This is a genomic window from Pseudomonas sp. DG56-2 (genome assembly GCF_004803755.1).
Taxonomy (GTDB): Bacteria; Pseudomonadota; Gammaproteobacteria; order Pseudomonadales; family Pseudomonadaceae; genus Aquipseudomonas; species Aquipseudomonas auratipiscis.
Genome location: NZ_CP032311.1, coordinates 5345345 through 5363307, shown reverse-complemented (window position 1 = coordinate 5363307; position 17963 = coordinate 5345345). Strand labels below are relative to the sequence as shown.

16 protein-coding genes are annotated in these 17963 nt (G+C 58.9%); 10 read left to right on the top strand and 6 right to left on the bottom strand.

Annotated elements, in window-relative coordinates; translation table 11 throughout:
* Positions 1-18: 18 nt before the first annotated feature.
* The 4 genes from D3Z90_RS24600 to D3Z90_RS24585 all read right to left on the bottom strand — a co-directional run bounded on the left by D3Z90_RS24600 (position 19) and on the right by D3Z90_RS24585 (position 4577).
* On the bottom strand, positions 19-405 hold the full coding sequence (locus D3Z90_RS24600) for a DUF1090 domain-containing protein (RefSeq protein WP_136479044.1): 387 nt from the start codon (positions 403-405) through the stop codon (positions 19-21).
* A 131-nt stretch (positions 406-536) separates the two neighbouring features.
* Complete coding sequence (gene ligB / locus D3Z90_RS24595) at positions 537-2216, bottom strand: NAD-dependent DNA ligase LigB (RefSeq protein WP_136479043.1); 1680 nt, start codon at positions 2214-2216, stop codon at positions 537-539.
* Positions 2217-2371: 155 nt separating this feature from the next.
* Positions 2372-3562 (bottom strand): methionine adenosyltransferase, encoded by a 1191-nt coding sequence (metK, locus tag D3Z90_RS24590; protein WP_136478474.1) that lies wholly within the window; start codon positions 3560-3562, stop codon positions 2372-2374.
* 19 nt (positions 3563-3581) lie between these two features.
* The gene (locus D3Z90_RS24585; RefSeq protein WP_136478473.1) at positions 3582-4577 is read right to left on the bottom strand and encodes a metalloregulator ArsR/SmtB family transcription factor; all 996 of its coding nucleotides are present in this window, start codon (positions 4575-4577) and stop codon (positions 3582-3584) included.
* A gap of 259 nt (positions 4578-4836) precedes the next feature.
* On the opposite strand from D3Z90_RS24585, the gene tkt reads away from it, so the two are divergent.
* The 9 genes from tkt (at position 4837) to D3Z90_RS24540 (ending at position 14180) form a co-directional block, all read left to right on the top strand.
* Complete coding sequence (gene tkt, locus D3Z90_RS24580) at positions 4837-6834, top strand: transketolase (protein ID WP_136478472.1); 1998 nt, start codon at positions 4837-4839, stop codon at positions 6832-6834.
* A 118-nt stretch (positions 6835-6952) separates the two neighbouring features.
* Positions 6953-8020 carry an erythrose-4-phosphate dehydrogenase gene (epd, locus tag D3Z90_RS24575; RefSeq protein ID WP_136478471.1) on the top strand — a complete coding sequence of 356 codons (1068 nt, stop codon included), beginning with the start codon at positions 6953-6955 and terminating at the stop codon, positions 8018-8020.
* Between the two features lie 12 nt (positions 8021-8032).
* On the top strand, positions 8033-9196 hold the full coding sequence (locus tag D3Z90_RS24570; protein ID WP_136478470.1) for a phosphoglycerate kinase: 1164 nt from the start codon (positions 8033-8035) through the stop codon (positions 9194-9196).
* A gap of 32 nt (positions 9197-9228) precedes the next feature.
* Positions 9229-9447 (top strand): hypothetical protein, encoded by a 219-nt coding sequence (locus D3Z90_RS24565; protein ID WP_136478469.1) that lies wholly within the window; start codon positions 9229-9231, stop codon positions 9445-9447.
* Between the two features lie 51 nt (positions 9448-9498).
* A complete protein-coding gene (locus tag D3Z90_RS24560; RefSeq protein WP_136478468.1) occupies positions 9499-9825 on the top strand; it encodes an MliC family protein in 327 nt (108 codons plus the stop codon).
* Positions 9826-9924: 99 nt separating this feature from the next.
* Positions 9925-10989, top strand: a complete 1065-nt coding sequence (fba, locus tag D3Z90_RS24555; RefSeq protein ID WP_045182031.1) for a class II fructose-bisphosphate aldolase — start codon at positions 9925-9927, stop codon at positions 10987-10989.
* Between the two features lie 216 nt (positions 10990-11205).
* On the top strand, positions 11206-13326 hold the full coding sequence (locus D3Z90_RS24550; RefSeq protein WP_136478467.1) for a bifunctional diguanylate cyclase/phosphodiesterase: 2121 nt from the start codon (positions 11206-11208) through the stop codon (positions 13324-13326).
* A gap of 39 nt (positions 13327-13365) precedes the next feature.
* Complete coding sequence (locus D3Z90_RS24545) at positions 13366-13866, top strand: YgjP-like metallopeptidase domain-containing protein (RefSeq protein WP_136478466.1); 501 nt, start codon at positions 13366-13368, stop codon at positions 13864-13866.
* A 17-nt stretch (positions 13867-13883) separates the two neighbouring features.
* Positions 13884-14180 (top strand): helix-turn-helix domain-containing protein, encoded by a 297-nt coding sequence (locus D3Z90_RS24540; protein WP_136478465.1) that lies wholly within the window; start codon positions 13884-13886, stop codon positions 14178-14180.
* 56 nt (positions 14181-14236) lie between these two features.
* Here the strand turns inward: D3Z90_RS24540 and D3Z90_RS24535 are convergent, their stop codons facing one another.
* Positions 14237-14689 (bottom strand): GNAT family N-acetyltransferase, encoded by a 453-nt coding sequence (locus tag D3Z90_RS24535; protein WP_136478464.1) that lies wholly within the window; start codon positions 14687-14689, stop codon positions 14237-14239.
* 240 nt (positions 14690-14929) lie between these two features.
* Between D3Z90_RS24535 and D3Z90_RS24530 the strand changes: the two genes are divergently transcribed.
* On the top strand, positions 14930-15667 hold the full coding sequence (locus D3Z90_RS24530; RefSeq protein WP_136478463.1) for an ABC transporter substrate-binding protein: 738 nt from the start codon (positions 14930-14932) through the stop codon (positions 15665-15667).
* On the opposite strand, the gene yccS is transcribed toward D3Z90_RS24530, so the two are convergent.
* Positions 15668-17848 carry a YccS family putative transporter gene (gene yccS / locus D3Z90_RS24525; RefSeq protein WP_136478462.1) on the bottom strand — a complete coding sequence of 727 codons (2181 nt, stop codon included), beginning with the start codon at positions 17846-17848 and terminating at the stop codon, positions 15668-15670.
* Positions 17849-17963: the final 115 nt, after the last annotated feature.

The following is a 17963-nucleotide window of genomic DNA, read 5'->3' as shown; positions in this document are numbered from 1 at the left end:
AAGCCTCGCGAAAAAAACCTACTTCTCGAGTTGATCCAGCGCTTCTTGCAGTTCTTTCTTGGACTCGGCGAGCTTGTCCTTGCGCTTGTTGATCTTCTCGGCGTCACCCTTTTTCATGGCCTTGTCCAGGTCCTTGGTGCGCTGCGTCACTTCGTGGCGGGCGTCGAGGACTTTCTGTTCGCGTTCTTTGCGTAGGCTGCTATCAGTGCAATGCTCGTTAACCTCACTCAGGGCTTTTTCAAGGCCGGCTTTTTGATAAGGGTTAACGGCTTTATCAATTTGTTGTTGGATATCGGCCTTTTTAGCCGCGCAACCAGTCAGTGCTTCAGTTGACTCGGCGGCCTGCAGCGAAGTTGCGCCGAAGCCAATAGCGGTCAACAGGACGAGGTTGGAAAAAAATTTCATGAGCGCCTCCATTCGGGGCATGGCAGAAAAAAGTTGGGGAAATCCTGCCCTGATTTCCAGAATTAAGGAACCCTTGGTGGGCAATTCGATGGCACGAAAAGAAAATTCCTACAATTTTCAGCTCGGCACTTTTACTGTGCGCGGTGAAATCCTTCGATACCCTGCGCTACCAATTGCGCAGCCAGCGCCTGCACCTGAGGGTGATTGAAAAATGCCTGCAACTGCTCGGCGCGCGTTGACCCGATGCCGGGCATGGCGGACCACTGGCTGGAAGTTCTCGCGGTCAGTGAGGACCAGTCAGTATTCAGCTCGACGTTTAGCGTTGCCGGTACTCCCAAGGCGCGCAACCATTGATGGAAAGGGCGTGCGCGTGCATGTCCAACCCCTTGCAGCAGTCGTGCTGCGCTAGCCGTACTTAGCCCCGGTAGCGGATGCAATTGTGCGTGGGTCAGGGCCAGCCAGTCGGCAAGGTTGTTTACCAGTCCTGCCTCTACCAGTTTGCGCCATGTCGCGACGCCCACGTGCGGCATATCCAGCCCATGCTTACCGCTTAACCAGGTAAGCCGAGCGATGAATTGTTCCTCGCAGTCGTGGCTGGGCTGCCAGCAGCTCAACGGGTGAAACTGCTCACTGGCCGGTGACAAGACTGGCACCCGCTGAACAGTTCGATGAACCACTTGCTCCAAGCGAGGGATGGTCAGGCCGGCCAAGCTTATTGCGACCTGATCGCCGGGGCGGATGTCTGCGGACTGCCATCGAGCCAGCGAGCCGACATTGACTTGAGTGATACGCCGATCATCCAGGGTGATGGGCTTTAACTGCAGGACTGGCGTGATCTTGCCAGTGCGACCGATTCTGAAGTGCACATCACGTACTTCAGCCAAGGCTTGGCGAAAGGGATATTTCCAGGCAGCAATCCAGTGGGGTGCTTTGGCTTGCCAGCGTTGCGCCGGCGGTCGACTGTCCTGGCGCAGGACCACGCCGTCAGTGGCAAACGGCAGCGCCGATTGGTACCACTGCCGGCGCCAATGGGCGGCTTCTTCCTGGCTTGCGATGGCAACGCTGTAGCGCTGGCTGTCGGCAAAACCCAACTCGGCCAGCTTGGCCAGGCGCTCAAGTTGCGTCGCGGGACCCTCGGGCCAGTCCCAGACGAATAAACCAACACCGGCGCCCAGATCATCGGTCAACTGTTTGCGGGCCATCAGTCCGGCCACGGTACCGCGGGCGCCGATTCCTCCAGCAGTCGATTGCACATGGCTGTCGAGGCGCCAATAAAGCTCCCCTTGGAGGGTGATGTCGAGGGGCTGCGGTAGGGTTCGGGTGATGCTGGCGAGGTAAGGAACATGTCGGCTCCAGTCATGGCCCTGGCGACCATCGCCACGGCTGAGCAGTTGCACCAGTTGGCCCTGCTGGTAGATCAGCGTGACCGCGACGCCGTCTACCTTGGGTTGAATCCAGATGTCCTGTTTGCCGTTCATCCAGCGAGCGACTGCTTGATCATCAATCAGTTTTGCAACGCCTGTGTGTGCAATGGGATGGTCTATCGGACCACGAGCGCTGGCGAGCGGATTATCGACGCCGTGCAGACTGAAACAACCTTGCAGGTACTTCAGGTGTTCACGGCTCTGGTCATAGATTTCGTCGGCCACCAGCGAGATGCCCAAGCGATGGTAGTGTTCATCCCATCTGGTCAGGGATTCGCGTAACTGGGTCACTTCAATACGCGCGCGCTCGGATGTCCACGTTGGGCACTCCTGCGCCTGGGTTGTGGATAAATACAGCGCGAAAAGAACAGCGAGCAGCTTGGGCAACATGGCCAGCATCCTTGCATGGCGAGAACGAATCCTCAGCCTAGGCAATCACCGCGTTCGGTGCGTTCCTCACTTGTCAGTCGATATGTCATGAAAAAGCCCCAGCCGATCACTCGGCTGGGGCTCTCTCGCAACTGAGCGCTTGCGGCTTCTAATTAGAGACCGGCAGCAGCACGCAGGTTGTCAACGCGGTCAGTACGTTCCCAGGTGAAGGTCGTGAAGGTGTCGTCACCCACTGTCTTCTGCTGCGGAGTACGGCCGAAATGGCCGTAGGCTGCAGTTTCCTGATACATCGGGTGCAACAGGTCGAGCATGGTGGTGATGGCGTACGGACGCAGGTCGAAGCACTCACGCACCAGTTGAACGATCTTGTCGTCGGAGATCTTGCCGGTGCCGAAGGTGTTCAGCGAAATGGAGGTTGGCTGAGCTACACCGATAGCGTAGGACACCTGGATCTCGCAGCGCTCGGCAAGGCCAGCAGCGACGATGTTCTTGGCCACGTAGCGACCAGCGTAGGCGGCAGAACGGTCAACCTTGGATGGATCCTTGCCGGAGAAAGCGCCGCCGCCGTGACGGGCCATACCGCCGTAGGAGTCGACAATGATCTTGCGGCCGGTCAGGCCACAGTCGCCCACCGGACCACCGATGATGAACTGGCCAGTCGGGTTGATGTGGAACTGGGTGTCCTTGTGCAACAACTCCGCAGGCAGGGTCTGTTTGACGATCAGCTCCATGACCGCTTCCTGCAGGTCTTTTTGCGACACTTCAGGGTTGTGCTGGGTGGACAGGACCACGGCGTCGATGCCGACGACTTTGCCGCCTTCATAGCGGCAGGTCACCTGGGACTTGGCATCCGGGCGCAGCCATGGCAGCAGGCCGGACTTGCGTGCTTCAGCCTGGCGCTCGACCAGACGGTGGGAGAAGCAGATCGGTGCAGGCATCAGCACGTCGGTTTCATTGCTGGCATAACCGAACATCAGGCCCTGGTCGCCAGCGCCCTGGTCTTCCGGCTTGCTGCGGTCAACGCCTTGAGCGATGTCTACCGATTGCTTGCCGATGATGTTCATGACCGCGCAGGTCGCGCCGTCGAAGCCGACGTCGGAGCTGTTGTAGCCGATGTCGACGATAACCTTGCGGACGATATCTTCCAGGTCTACCCAAGCCGACGTGGTGACTTCACCGGCGATGATCGCAACACCCGTTTTAACCAGGGTTTCGCACGCTACACGTGCGTATTTGTCCTGGGTAATGATGGCGTCCAGCACTGCATCCGAAATCTGGTCGGCGATTTTGTCCGGATGCCCTTCAGACACGGACTCGGAGGTGAAAAGGGAGTATTCGCTCATCTCGACGGGTTCCTAAAATTTACCGATGTTGAGTGTCGCCAGTCGGTCGCTGAAAGTGGCGGACCTGAATCTGGAAACCATTACGTAAGCCCACATATAGGCTGTCCCCGGGAGCCAGTCCCGCTGCGCTGGCCCAACGGGCCAGGTCGTCCTGCTCAAAGCCTAGCCAGATATCGCCACAGGCCTCTCTGGCCCAGCTTTGGTCGTGGCTGCACAACTCTGTTATCAACAGGCTACCGCCTGCCTTCACACGGTTGGCCAACTGCCGCAGGGCTTCGGCCGGGGCGCTGAAATGGTGCAGGACCATGTTCAGCACTACGCAGTCGGCTTCCACATCCGTTGCACTGAGTGCATCGGCCAACTGCAGGTTCACATTGACCAGGCCTTCGCGATGACAGACCTGGCGCGCCAGCTCGAGCATGGTCGGGCTGTTGTCCAGTGCGGTGACCCGAGTGAAGCGTCGGGCCAGCTCGGGCAGAAATTCACCATCGCCAGGGCCCACTTCTAGTGCGCTGGCGTCATGGTCAAAGCTTAGTTTGTCGATCAATGCCAATAGGCTTTCGCGATATTGCGGCAGTCCGGCGATCAGGTCTTGCTGAGCACGAAATTTTTCTTCTGTGCGCAGGAAGAAATCCTGGCTGGTCACGGCCCGGCGTTGCTGGACCTGACCGATGCGATCCTGCACGTCTTGCGCCAGGCTCAGCGCATCGACCTCTTCGAGCAGCGCCGCATGCAGCTTGCCGCCAAGGCGCATCCCATCGGGCAGGGCGCGTCGGTAGAAAATTGCGTTGCCTTCGCGCCGGGTCGCTACCAGTCCGGCCTGGGCCAGGACCTTGAGGTGGTGGCTGATGCCGGACTGGCCAATGGCGAATATCTGCGCCAATTCCAGTACGCCGAAGGAATCGCTGGCCAATGCCCGCAGTACATTGAGGCGCAGCGGATCGCCGCTGGCTTTGCACAAGGCAGCCAGTTCGTCATTTTGCTCGAGGCGGATCGACGACGCAGGAAGGTTCATGGGGCCGCAGTCTAGTCAGGCGGCGGCATCGTCGCAAGGGCAATATCAAAAAGTTTTGATATTGCGTGATGAGCGGGTCAATTCGTCGCAGCGCGTACGACGGATCCTGCTGTTTGCCCTGATTAACGCCTGATTCTTGTCTCAATCACAGGAAAATCATGCTGCATCGACCATCCGTCATTGCCCCCGAGCACGTGCCTGGGCGAAAATGGCCGCCTTTTTTCGTTTCATAATTAATTCAAGCCCCAGGAGATAAGCGATGCCCAGCCGTCGTGAACGTGCCAACGCCATTCGTGCCCTTAGCATGGATGCCGTGCAAAAGGCCAACAGCGGCCATCCAGGTGCCCCTATGGGCATGGCGGATATCGCTGAGGTTCTTTGGCGCGACTATTTGAAACACAGCCCAAGCAACCCGAATTTCGCTGACCGTGACCGCTTTGTGTTGTCCAACGGCCACGGCTCGATGCTGATCTATTCGCTGCTGCACCTGACCGGCTACGACCTGTCGATTGACGACCTGAAGAGCTTCCGTCAGTTGCACAGCCGCACCCCGGGTCACCCGGAATTCGGTTATACCGCAGGCGTCGAGACCACCACCGGTCCGCTCGGCCAAGGTCTGGCCAACGCTGTTGGTTTTGCACTTGCCGAAAAAGTCATGGGCGCCCAGTTCAACCGCCCAAACCATAACATCGTCGACCACCACACCTACGTATTCCTGGGTGACGGTTGCATGATGGAAGGTATTTCCCACGAAGTCGCTTCCCTGGCTGGCACCCTGGGCCTGGGCAAGCTGATCGCTTTCTACGATGACAACGGTATCTCCATCGACGGCGAAGTCGAAGGCTGGTTCACCGATGACACGCCAAAGCGTTTTGAAGCGTACAACTGGCAGGTAATCCGCAACGTCGACGGCCATGACGCCGACGAGATCAAGACCGCCATCGACACCGCTCGCAAGAGTGAGCAGCCGACCTTGATCTGCTGCAAGACCATCATCGGTTTCGGATCGCCAAACAAGCAAGGCAAGGAAGATTGCCACGGTGCCCCACTGGGCAACGATGAAATCGCCCTGGCACGCAAAGAGCTGAACTGGAACCATGGCCCGTTCGAAATCCCGGCCAACATCTACGCCGAGTGGGATGCCAAGGAAGCCGGCAAGGCTGTCGAAGCCGAGTGGGACAAGCGCTTCGCTGCCTACGCGGCCGCCTTCCCTGAGCTGGCCAGCGAGCTCAAGCGTCGTCTGAGCGGCGAGCTGCCGGCTGATTTCTCCGAGAAGGCTGCTGCCTACATCGCTGAAGTCGCCGCCAAAGGCGAAACCATCGCCAGCCGTAAAGCCAGCCAGAACACCCTGAACGCCTTCGGCCCGTTGTTGCCTGAATTTCTCGGTGGCTCGGCAGACCTGGCCGGCTCCAACCTGACCCTGTGGAAAGGTTGCAAGGGTGTCAGCGCTGAAGATGCCAGTGGCAACTACATGTTCTACGGCGTGCGCGAGTTCGGCATGACCGCAATCATGAACGGTGTTGCCCTGCACGGCGGCCTGGTGCCTTACGGCGCGACCTTCCTGATGTTCATGGAATATGCCCGCAACGCAGTACGCATGTCGGCGTTGATGAAGCAGCGTGTGATTCACGTCTACACCCACGACTCTATCGGTCTGGGCGAAGACGGCCCGACGCACCAGCCGATCGAGCAACTGACCAGCCTGCGCAGTACGCCGAACCTGGACACTTGGCGTCCAGCCGACGCCGTCGAATCGGCGGTGTCCTGGAAGCACGCTCTGGAACGCAAGGACGGCCCTTCGGCGCTGATCTTCTCGCGTCAGAACCTGCAGCACCAGGACCGTGATGCCCAGCAGATCGCTGACATCAGCCGCGGTGGTTATGTACTGAGGGACTGCGCAGGCGAGCCTGAGCTGATCCTGATCGCCACCGGTTCCGAAGTGGGCCTGGCGGTTCAGGCTTTCGACAAGCTGACTGAGCAAGGCCGCAAGGCTCGCGTCGTGTCGATGCCATGCACCAGCGTGTTCGACGCTCAGGATGCCGCCTACAAGCAGTCGGTTCTGCCTCTGCAAGTCGGTTCGCGTATCGCTATCGAAGCTGCCCATGCGGACTTCTGGTACAAGTATGTCGGTCTTGAAGGCCGCGTCATCGGCATGACCACCTACGGCGAATCGGCGCCTGCGCCGGCTTTGTTCGAAGCGTTTGGTTTCACCCTGGACAACATCCTGGGTACTGCTGAAGAGCTGCTGGAAGACTGATCCTGGCGGTGTCGGCTTAATCGCGGGGCAAGCCCGCTCCCACAGCTCTCTGCTGTGGGGGTGGACTTGCCCCGCGATGGCCTCACCCGAGAAAACGTTCTGTTCCGTGAGCATCCCCATGCCCCAACCGCGTCCTTACAAAGTTGCACTCAACGGCTACGGCCGTATTGGTCGTTGCGTTTTACGCGCGCTCTTTGAACGAGGGGCGAAGGCGGGCTTCGAGATCGTTGCACTGAACGACCTGGCCGATCAGGCCAGTATCGAATACCTGACACGCTTCGACTCCACCCACGGGCGTTTTCCCGGTGAGGTGAAGGTCGATGGCGACTGTCTGCATATCAATGGCGACTGCGTGAAGGTTTTACGCAGTGCTACCCCGGAAGGTATCGACTGGGCGGCGCTGGATGTCGACCTGGTCCTGGAGTGTTCGGGAGCCTACAACACGCGTGCCGATGCCCTGCGCTTCCTCGAAGCAGGTGCGCCGCGGGTGTTGTTCTCCCAGCCCATGGCCAGTGAAGTCGATGTCGATGCAACCGTGGTCTACGGCATCAACCAGGATTGCCTCGATGGCAGTGAACGGCTGGTTTCCAACGCCTCCTGTACCACCAACTGCGGCGTGCCGCTGTTGCGTGTGCTGGACCAGGCTTTTGGCCTTGAGTATGTGTCGATCACCACGATCCATTCGGCCATGAACGATCAGCCGGTCATCGACGCCTATCACCATGAAGACTTGCGCCGGACACGTTCGGCTTTCCAGTCGGTGATCCCAGTCTCCACGGGGCTGGCGCGAGGTATCGAACGTCTGCTGCCGGAACTTGCCGGACGAATTCAGGCCAAAGCGGTACGTGTGCCTACCGTCAACGTGTCGTGCCTGGACATAACCCTGCAGACCGCCCGCGACACGACCGCGGCCGAGGTCAACCAGGTGCTGCGTGATGCGGCCCTGAGCGGACCGCTCAAGGGCCTGCTGGCCTACACTGAGCTGCCGCACGCCAGTTGTGATTTCAACCATGACCCGCATTCGGCCATCGTCGATGCCAGCCAGACCCGCGTGTCCGGCCCTCGGCTGGTGAACCTGCTGGCCTGGTTCGACAACGAATGGGGTTTTGCCAACCGTATGCTCGACGTTGCAGAACACTATCTGCACGTTGTCAATCAAACCCGCTCCACTTGTAAACAGCCCTGAAGGACTGCATTCATGACCGTGTTGAAGATGACCGACCTCGACCTGCAAGGTAAGCGCGTACTGATCCGCGAAGACCTCAACGTTCCTGTAAAGGACGGTGTGGTTGCGAGTGATGCGCGTATCCTGGCTTCGCTGCCGACCATCAAGCTGGCGCTGGAAAAGGGCGCGGCCGTGATGGTCTGCTCGCACCTGGGCCGTCCGAGCGAAGGTGAATTCTCTGCCGAGAACAGCCTCAAGCCGGTTGCTGAGTATCTGAGCAAGGCGTTGGGCCGTGAAGTGCCACTGGTTGCCGACTACCTGGACGGTGTCGACGTCAAGGCTGGCGACATCGTGCTGTTCGAAAACGTGCGCTTCAACAAGGGCGAGAAAAAGAACGCTGACGAGCTGGCGCAGAAATACGCTGCCCTGTGTGACGTGTTCGTGATGGACGCTTTCGGCACTGCGCACCGCGCCGAGGGTTCGACCCACGGCGTTGCCAAGTTCGCCAAAGTCGCTGCCGCAGGCCCACTGCTGGCGGCCGAGCTGGAAGCCCTGGGCAAGGCCCTGAAAGCCCCGGCCAAGCCGATGGCTGCCATTGTTGCCGGTTCCAAGGTATCGACCAAGCTCGACGTTCTCAACAGCCTGAGCCAGATCTGCGACCTGCTGATCGTTGGCGGCGGCATTGCCAACACGTTCCTGGCAGCCGCGGGTCACCCGGTTGGCAAGTCGCTGTACGAACCTGACTTGATCGACACCGCCAAGGCCATCGCTGCCAAGGTCAACGTACCGCTGCCAGTGGACGTTGTCGTCGCCAAGGAGTTCGCTGAAAGCGCCGTTGCCACCGTCAAGCGGGTTGCCGATGTTGCCGAAGACGACATGATCCTGGACATCGGCCCGCAAACAGCGGCCAGTTTCGCCGAGCTGCTGAACTCGTCCAAGACTGTTTTGTGGAACGGCCCGGTCGGTGTGTTCGAGTTCGATCAGTTCGGTAACGGCACCAAGGTGCTGGCCCAGGCTATCGCTGACAGCGCCGCGTTTTCGATCGCCGGTGGTGGCGACACCTTGGCTGCCATTGATAAATATGGCGTTGCCGAGCAAATCTCCTACATTTCTACCGGTGGTGGTGCATTCCTCGAGTTCGTCGAGGGCAAAGTCCTGCCAGCAGTGGAAGTACTGGAACAACGGGCCAAGGCCTGATCCGCTCAGCGCCTGGCAAAAGGAGCGACCTGATGGTCAAGCGACTGCCGATGTTTGTCCTGGTCGGGATGCTGGGCGCCTGTTCCAGCACGCCGGAGCAAGGGGCCGAAAAGCCGGGCGCGCCGAAAGGCGGTTGCTATCAATCGCAATGGCAGGCGGAAACTGTGCCGGTGATTAACAAGCGCCTCGGCCCGGATGGTCTGGAAAAATATGACGACGAACATCAGCGCCTGGCTCCGGGTTGCCCTTGATCGGTTGACGGCAACCTACCGGCCAGTTTGTGGTCTGCTAGAGGATATTGCATGAAAGGTGTCGTGGCCCTGATGGCCCTGGCAGTTCTGGGCGGATGCTCAAGCTTCACCTCTGCCCCGGCGCCGACCGACAATTGGACCCGCTGGGTGTGTGACAGTCAGGCCGAAGTGCTCTGGCGTTTTGCCGACAGCAGTCGGCAGAGCCTGGACGTTCGTCTGGGTGGCGGTGACCAGGTCTATCGGCTGGACGCCGAGCCGGGTGCGTCGGGTGCGCTGTATAGCGATGGCGTCCTGGCGTTCCACAACAAAGGTGACGAAGGCCTGGTTTACTGGGTCGCCACCAACGATTTGATAGGGCGCGGCTGCAAGGCGCCGTGACTGGCCGGGCCGCATGACGCGGCCCACACTACTTGAATAGCAACCGCCACTGCGGCAGGCTTGCACGAAAAACGACGCTTGTCGGGAGAGAGATACACAATGGCACTCATCAGTATGCGCCAGATGCTGGACCACGCCGCCGAGTTCGGCTACGGCGTTCCAGCTTTCAACGTCAACAACCTCGAGCAGATGCGCGCCATCATGGAAGCTGCCGACAAGACCGACTCCCCGGTAATTGTCCAGGCATCGGCCGGTGCCCGCAAATACGCGGGAGCCCCTTTCCTGCGCCACTTGATCCTGGCTGCCATCGAAGAGTTCCCGCACATTCCGGTGTGCATGCATCAGGATCACGGTACCAGCCCTGACGTTTGTCAGCGTTCGATCCAACTGGGCTTTAGCTCGGTCATGATGGACGGCTCGCTGGGCGAAGACGGCAAAACCCCAACCGACTACGAATACAACGTTCGTGTAACTCAGCAAACCGTGGCCATGGCCCACGCTTGCGGTGTTTCGGTCGAAGGTGAGCTGGGTTGCCTGGGTTCGCTGGAAACCGGCATGGCTGGCGAAGAAGACGGTATCGGCGCTGAAGGGATCCTGGATCACAGCCAGATGCTGACCGATCCGGAAGAAGCGGCCGACTTCGTCAAGAAGACCCAGGTCGATGCCCTGGCTATCGCCATCGGCACCAGCCACGGCGCTTACAAGTTCACCAAGCCACCTACCGGTGATGTCCTGGCGATCGACCGTATCAAGGAAATCCACAAGCGCATTCCTAACACTCACCTGGTCATGCACGGTTCCTCTTCGGTCCCGCAAGAGTGGTTGGCGATCATCAACCAGTACGGCGGCGACATCAAGGAAACCTACGGCGTGCCAGTCGAGGAGATCGTTGAAGGCATCAAGTACGGCGTTCGCAAGGTCAACATCGACACTGACCTGCGCCTGGCGTCTACCGGTGCAATGCGTCGCCTGATGGCCCAGAACCCAAGCGAGTTCGACCCGCGCAAGTTCTTCGGCGCCACCGTAACTGCCATGCGCGATGTCTGCATCGCCCGTTACGAAGCCTTCGGTACCGCCGGCAACGCTTCGAAGATCAAGCCGATCTCTCTGGAAGGCATGTTCCAGCGTTACCTCAAGGGTGAGCTGGCCGCCAAGGTCAACTGAGCCCCGAGTAAACGAAAACCCGCAGAAATGCGGGTTTTTTGTGTCTTTCACGGCAGTAATAGGAAATTAATGGCCTGAGCAGTCAGACCGTTAGTCGGCTTCTGGAACTTTACACCGGTGATGGCAATCTGATGACTTCAGAATCAGGCCCGTCAGGTCTAGAGTTAATCTCGGATTTCAGCCGAAATCCGATGTCAGTTTCAAAAGAGAAGCAGCATGGATTGCGCGCAACCTCATTCAACCGATGGCGGTTCTGTTTTACTGGTCGTCGACGATTATCCTGAAAATCTGATCAGCATGCGTGCCCTGCTGGCCCGTCAGGACTGGCAAGTACTTACCGCAAGCTCCGGAACGGAAGCATTGAGCGCGCTGCTTGAGCATGATGTCGATCTGGTGCTGCTGGACGTACAGATGCCCGGGATGGATGGCTTTGAAGTGGCCCGGCTGATGCGCGGAAGCAAACGTACGCGCCATACCCCAATCATTTTCCTTACCGCCAACGAGCAGTCCCACGCTGCCGTACTCAAGGGCTATGCCAGCGGTGCGGTGGATTACCTGTTCAAACCCTTCGACCCGCAGATACTCAGGCCTAAGGTACAGGCCTTGCTGGAGCAACAGCACAACCGTCGTTCGCTGCAGCGTTTGAGTCACGACCTTGAAACAGAACGGGCCTTCAACGCGTCGGTACTCGAAAATGCCGCCGAGGGCATTCTGGTAGTCGCCGATGATGGCTTGATCCGTTTTGCCAACCCGGCCATATCCTTCTTGCTCGATGCACCCTTCGATCAACTTGAGGGAATAAGCCTGCTGAACTTCATCCAGTCGCCAGATTCGACCCTGTGGGCCGATTCGGCGTTCTATCAGGCTTTTTTGCAGCGCGAAACCCTGCGTATCCATGATGCCGTGCTGCGTACTGCGGGCGGACATCCAATTCCTGTGGCGCTGTCGTGTGCGCCGTTGCCAACTGAGCAGCGCGCCCTGGTGGTCACGGTGCTGGACATGTCCGTGGTGCGCAACCTGCATCAACAACTCGAGTACCAGGCCATCACCGATCCGCTGACCGGCCTGCTCAATCGGCGTGGCTTCTATCAGGTGGCGGAGAGTGCGCTGTTGCTCAATGAACGTTCTGAGCGGCCACAGGCATTGTTGTTTCTGGACCTGGACGGTTTCAAACGTATCAACGACTCATTGGGGCATGAAGCCGGTGATCGCGTACTCAACTGGGTGGCCGGACAATTGAAGGATTGCCTGGGCACCTGTGCGATTCTCGCGCGCATGGGCGGCGATGAATTCACCGCATTGCTCGATTCGCTGGAATACCCCGAGCAGGCTGCGCGTTTTGCCGAAAAGCTCATCGAACGGATGTCGATCTACCAAGAGATCGATGGCCTTGAGGTTACGCTTGGGGTAAGTATCGGGATTGCTACTTACCCTGAGTGCGGCGGCAGCCTCGATGGGCTTCTTCGCGCTGCCGATGCGGCGATGTATGCGGCCAAGCAGTCGGGTCGTCAGCAGTATCGCTACTATGACAAGGACCTCAATGGTCGCGCACGTTCGCGCCTGATGCTTGAAGACAGCGTGCGTGGCGCCATCGAACACAAGGAATTCAGTCTGGTCTACCAGCCCCAGGTGGCCCTGGCCGATGGCCGGCTGCGAGGTTTTGAGGCGTTGCTGCGCTGGCGCCATCCCAGCGTCGGTGATGTGCCGCCGGGTTTGTTCATTCCGCTGCTTGAAGAAGCTCGTCTGATCACCCGACTGGCCAGCTGGATATACCTCAACGGCGCGGCACAACGGCGAGCCTGGTACGAGCGTTACGATGCCGATGTGGTGGTAGCAATCAGCTTGAGCCAAGTGCAGTTCAGCATGCCCAACCTGGTTGATGAGTTGACACGGGTAATTGCCGGCCAGGAGCTTCAACCCCACCAGTTGGAGGTGGAAATTGCCGAGACTTCGCTGCAATACAACCTCGAGGATGGTGTAAAACAGCTGGAAAAACTGCAAGCGCTGGGGGTGAGGATTGCCCTGGACGACTTCGGTGCCAATGCCTGTTCGTTGCGCATGCTGCGCGATCTACCCATCGATACGCTCAAGCTCGATCGACAACTGATCGCGCCATTGCCAGGTTCCACAACGGATGCGGCGATGGTCCGGTGTGTGATCGAATTATGCCGGGAGTACCGGATCACTGTTGTTGCAGAAGGGGTCGAGACAACGGAGCAGGCTGATTGGCTGCGCGCCAACGGCTGTGATTACGTCCAGGGCTTTCTGTTGGCTCATCCCTTGACCGAAGACGATGCGAGCGAGTTTCCGCGCTTTTTTGACTGGCAGCAGGTGTAGTTGGGTAAACTGCTGCTTTGCTCCGCTGCTGCCTGAATCATGATCGCGCTCAAATACCTGCAAGCCTATCCGCCCGCCCTGCAAGACCAGGTCCGCCAATTGATTGCCAGCAATCGGCTGGGCGACTACTTGCAGCAGCGCTACCCGCAACGCCATGACGTGCAGAGTGACAAGGCGTTGTACAGCTATGCCCAGAGCCTCAAGCAGGAATACCTGCGAAATGCGCCAAACCTGGACAAAGTGCTGTTCGACAACCGCTTGGACCTGACCCATCGCGCACTGGGCCTGCATACCGCGGTTTCACGCGTGCAGGGCGGCAAGTTGAAGGCGAAGAAAGAAATCCGTATCGCCTCGCTGTTCAAGGACGCGGCGCCGGAGTTCCTGAAGATGATCGTGGTGCACGAGTTGGCTCACTTGAAAGAAACCGAGCACAACAAAGCCTTCTACCAGCTCTGCGAACACATGCAGCCGGGCTACCATCAACTTGAGTTCGACCTGCGTGTCTACCTGACTTACCGCGAGCTGCCTGTCATAGGGTGAGCCGCGAGGACCTGCCAATGGATGTGAGCAAGACCAAGACCAGCTTCTATCGACGCTTGTACGTTGCCTGGTTGATCGACAGTCAGACTGCCAGCAGTGTGCCGGCCTTGATGGAAGCCACCGGCATGCCGCGACGCACCGCCCAGGACACGATTGCCGCGTTGGCCGACCTGGATATCGTGTGCGAGTTCGAACAGCAAGAAGGCGCTCGCAATCACGCCGGACATTACCGGATTCGTGATTGGGGAGCGATCGACAAAGAGTGGATCATCCAGCATTTACGTCAGATTCGAGAGGTGCTCGGGTACCCCTGAGCAGGGGTTGCAGAAACGGCTGAGTCCGCTTCTGCAAGATCTGCCGCGGCCGCGATTCAGCCGCGGCGCATACCGATATGAGGAATGTTGTCCTCCAGGTACTCCTCGCCTGCCACCAGGAAGCCATAGCGCCCGTAATAGCTCTGCAAGTGTGATTGCGCCGATAGATAGACGGGCACACCAGGCCAGTTTTTTTCCGCCTGTTCGAGCGCCTCTTCCAGCAGCTTGTTGCCCAATCCCTGGCCACGCGCCGAGGGCGCGGTAACCACGCGGCCGATGACCACGTCGCCACCCTGGGATTCGGGGTCTAGCAGGCGCAGATAGGCTTTGAGCTCATCGTTCTGCCAACCCATCAGGTGACAGGTATCGCCCACCAGATCCTGGCCGTCGACTTCCTGGTAGGCGCACCTTTGCTCGACTACAAAGACTTCGGTACGAAGCTGCAGGATTGCATAAAGTTGTTCCTTGCCAAGGTCGCTGTGATGCTTGCAGATCCAGTCAATGGACATAGTAGGTTCCCGGACGGTTGATTGACCTGATCATCGCAGAAGGTAGGGGCAAGGACGAGGGTGAAATTGCCATAATTCAACACAGGAAGTGACGCGGCTCAAGATAGAGGCCATTTGATATCATTGCCTCTGCCTCGAAGCTTTATCTTTGTGTAATCTGCGCAGATGCGCTTCCAGCGTTATCTCTCAAGCAGTTGAAATCAATGACGTGTATTGACGCGTTTACTGAAGGATTTGGGCATGGCAGCACTGCTTCGAGTCTTGGGTTTGCTTGGATTGCTGTTGGCGTTGAACACCGCGCATGCGCAAAAGCTGCGCTTGGTTGCGGATGTCTGGCCACCTTTTACCGGCGCTGATTTGCCCGGCGGTGGTCTGGCGACAGTTATCGTCACCACCGCTTTGCACCGCGCCGGCTACGACAGCGAGTTCGAGCAAGCACCCTGGGCACGGGCGTTGATGGGGGTGGAGGAAGGGCGTTACGACGTGTTGGTAAATGCTTGGTTCAATGACAGCCGCACCCTTATCGGCGCGTTTTCCACCAGCTATCTGACCAACCGTATTCGTCTGCTCAAGCGTAAGGGCGATCCGCTGAAGTTCAAGACCCTGGGTGACCTTTCCCCCTATCCCATTGCAGTTGTTCGCGACTACGCCTATTCGCCTGCGTTCGATACGGATGCGCGTTTGCAGAAGATACCGGTGCGCAACTTTTCTGTTGCGGTACGCATGCTGGCTGCTGGCAGGGTGGGGCTGACGGTCGAAGACGAGCAGGTAGCCCGCTACATGCTGCAACGCGAGCCCCGTTCGCTGCGCGACAGTGTCGAGTTCGTCGACAAGCCGCTTGGCGAAAACACCCTGCACATATTGGTGAGTCTGAAAAATCCCCGGCATGAGCAAATCATTGCCGGCTTCAATCGCGCCATCAAGGAGATGAGGGCAGATGGCAGCTACGATCGACTTCTCAAGCGTTCAGGGTTCTGATCACTGCGGCGTATCTTTGATCAGGTGCGCCGCCAAGGTGCGCAGCGGGCCCAACTGACGGCAGATCAGCGCCAATTGGGTCTGCACCAGTCGCTGGTTTTCCTCAAGCTCTTCGGGCATTTGCTCAAGCTCATTGGCCAGCGCCTCTTCGGCATCGCTGTGAATCGCCACAGGCAGTTTACTGGCCAGTCCTTCGGCGATTTCATCCAGGCTGTTGGCCAGGCTGGCCCCGGCGCCATCGATCAGGTGTTCGTGGACGTCGGCAGGCAATGTAGTCTCGCGGTGCGCACCCAGTCCTGACAGATAGCTGAGCAGCGTATGCGACAGCACCAGGAAGCGAAAGCCGACATCGGCCTCTTTGCGAAAATGCCCAGGCTCCATCAGCATGTTGGCCAAGGTGGTCGACAGTGCCGCATCGGCATTGTGGGCGTTGCGCCGGGCCAGGCGATAGGCCAGGTCGTCGCTTTTACCCTGGGCGTACTGCTGCATGATCTGGCGCAAGTAGGTGCTGTTGCAGCTCAGGGTATTGGCCAGCACTTTGTTCAGGCGCCGGCCCTGCCAGTCCGGAAGAAACAGAAACACCGCGAGGATCGCGATCAGACTGCCAACCAGGGTATCGAACAGGCGTGGAAGAAACAGCCCATAGCCATCGCCGACCTGATTGAAGCAGAACAGCACCATCAGGGTAATTGCAGCGGTGGCCAGGGTATAGCGGGTGGTGCGATTGACGAAGAACACCACGCCTGCTGCAACCGCGAACAGCGACTGGATAATCGGGCTCGGGAACAGGTCGAACAGCGCCCAGCCAACGGTCAGGCCAATGCCGGTGCCCATGATTCGCTGCACCAGCTTGCGCCGGGTTGCACCGTAGTTGGGCTGGCAGACAAACAAGGTTGTGAGGATGATCCAGTAGCCTTGGGTCGGGTGAATCAGATGCACCATGCCATAGCCAATCGACAAGGCCAGTGGCAGTCGCAGCGCGTGGCGGAACAATAGCGAGGTGGGCGTCAGTTGCTGACGCAGGCGATTCCAGACATCGGCCAAGTTTCGCGGCGAACGGTCGAGCAGGCTGCTGTCGCTGGCATCGGCCAGGGTGTCGGGGTTACTTGCATCGCTGAGCAGGCGGTCGAGCGTTGCCAGGTTTGCTGCCAGCGCGCGCAGCGAGCGCAGCAGACCGCGCCAGGCGGGGTTGCTCTGGATACGCAAGTGTTCGAGGGAGGCGTTCAAGTCTTCCAGGGCCTGGGCAAAACCGGTGTCGTAGGTGAACGGCTGGCGTAACTGGATCGACTCGGACAGTTGCTGGCAGGCTACACCTTGTTGGCGCAGCAGGCGCTGACAGCGGAACAGTACGTCGCTGTGGAAGAACGCTTCGGTCAGGGCGTTATAAGGGTAGTGCGATGAGCTGGCTCGCTCATGAATGTCCTGAGCGAGAAAATACAACTTCAGGTAGCGGCTGACCTTTGAGCCTGGGCGACCGTTGCCGACCCGGTGCAAAATGACTTCCTTGGCGGCATTGAGTGCGGCCACTACCCGGCCATTTTGCTGGGCAAGTTCCAGGCGCCGCGCTTCCACGTCCAACTGGCGGATGGGTTCGAACAGGCTGGCCTTGAGTTTCAAGTAACGCCCCAGTTCCCGGAACAGCCGCGCCAGGCTTTGCTGTACCGGTTGATTGGAAAACAGCGCCTGCCACAACACGGAAAGAAAGCCGTACCAGGCGGCGCCGGCCACCAGCAGCAGGGGTTCGTGCCAGAAGTCGGTAACTTCGCCGCCGCGCTGGTCCACGCCGATCATGGTATAGACCGATAGAATCAGCGTGGCCGAGGCAATTGCGCCATAGCGTTCACCCAAGGCGCCGAGCATGGTCAGGGCAAAGCTGGCCAGTGCCAGGGCGCAGACAAATATGAGCGGGTAGGGGAACAGCAACTCCACTGCCAGTGCGGCAACCGTGAAGCACACCAGGGTCACCGCCAAGGCATTCAAGCGGCCTTGCCAGTTATCGTCGGTTTCAGCCAGGGCACTGGCAATAATGCCCAGGAACAACGGGATCAGCAGATTCATCTCATCCTGATACCAGCACAGCAACATGCTGCCGGTCAGAGCGATGAGTACGCGGATGGCATAGCTGAACTTGTCCAGCGCCCAGATACGGCGCAACGATTGGCTGAACGAGGAGGATGACATGTCGGGTAGGCAGGCCTTGGGCGATGATCGAAATTGAGCCAGTCAGATGGCGACCGTATTACGGATGCCTCTGACCAGCAAAATTTGTTCCTTGATGCGCTGATTCTATCGCGAA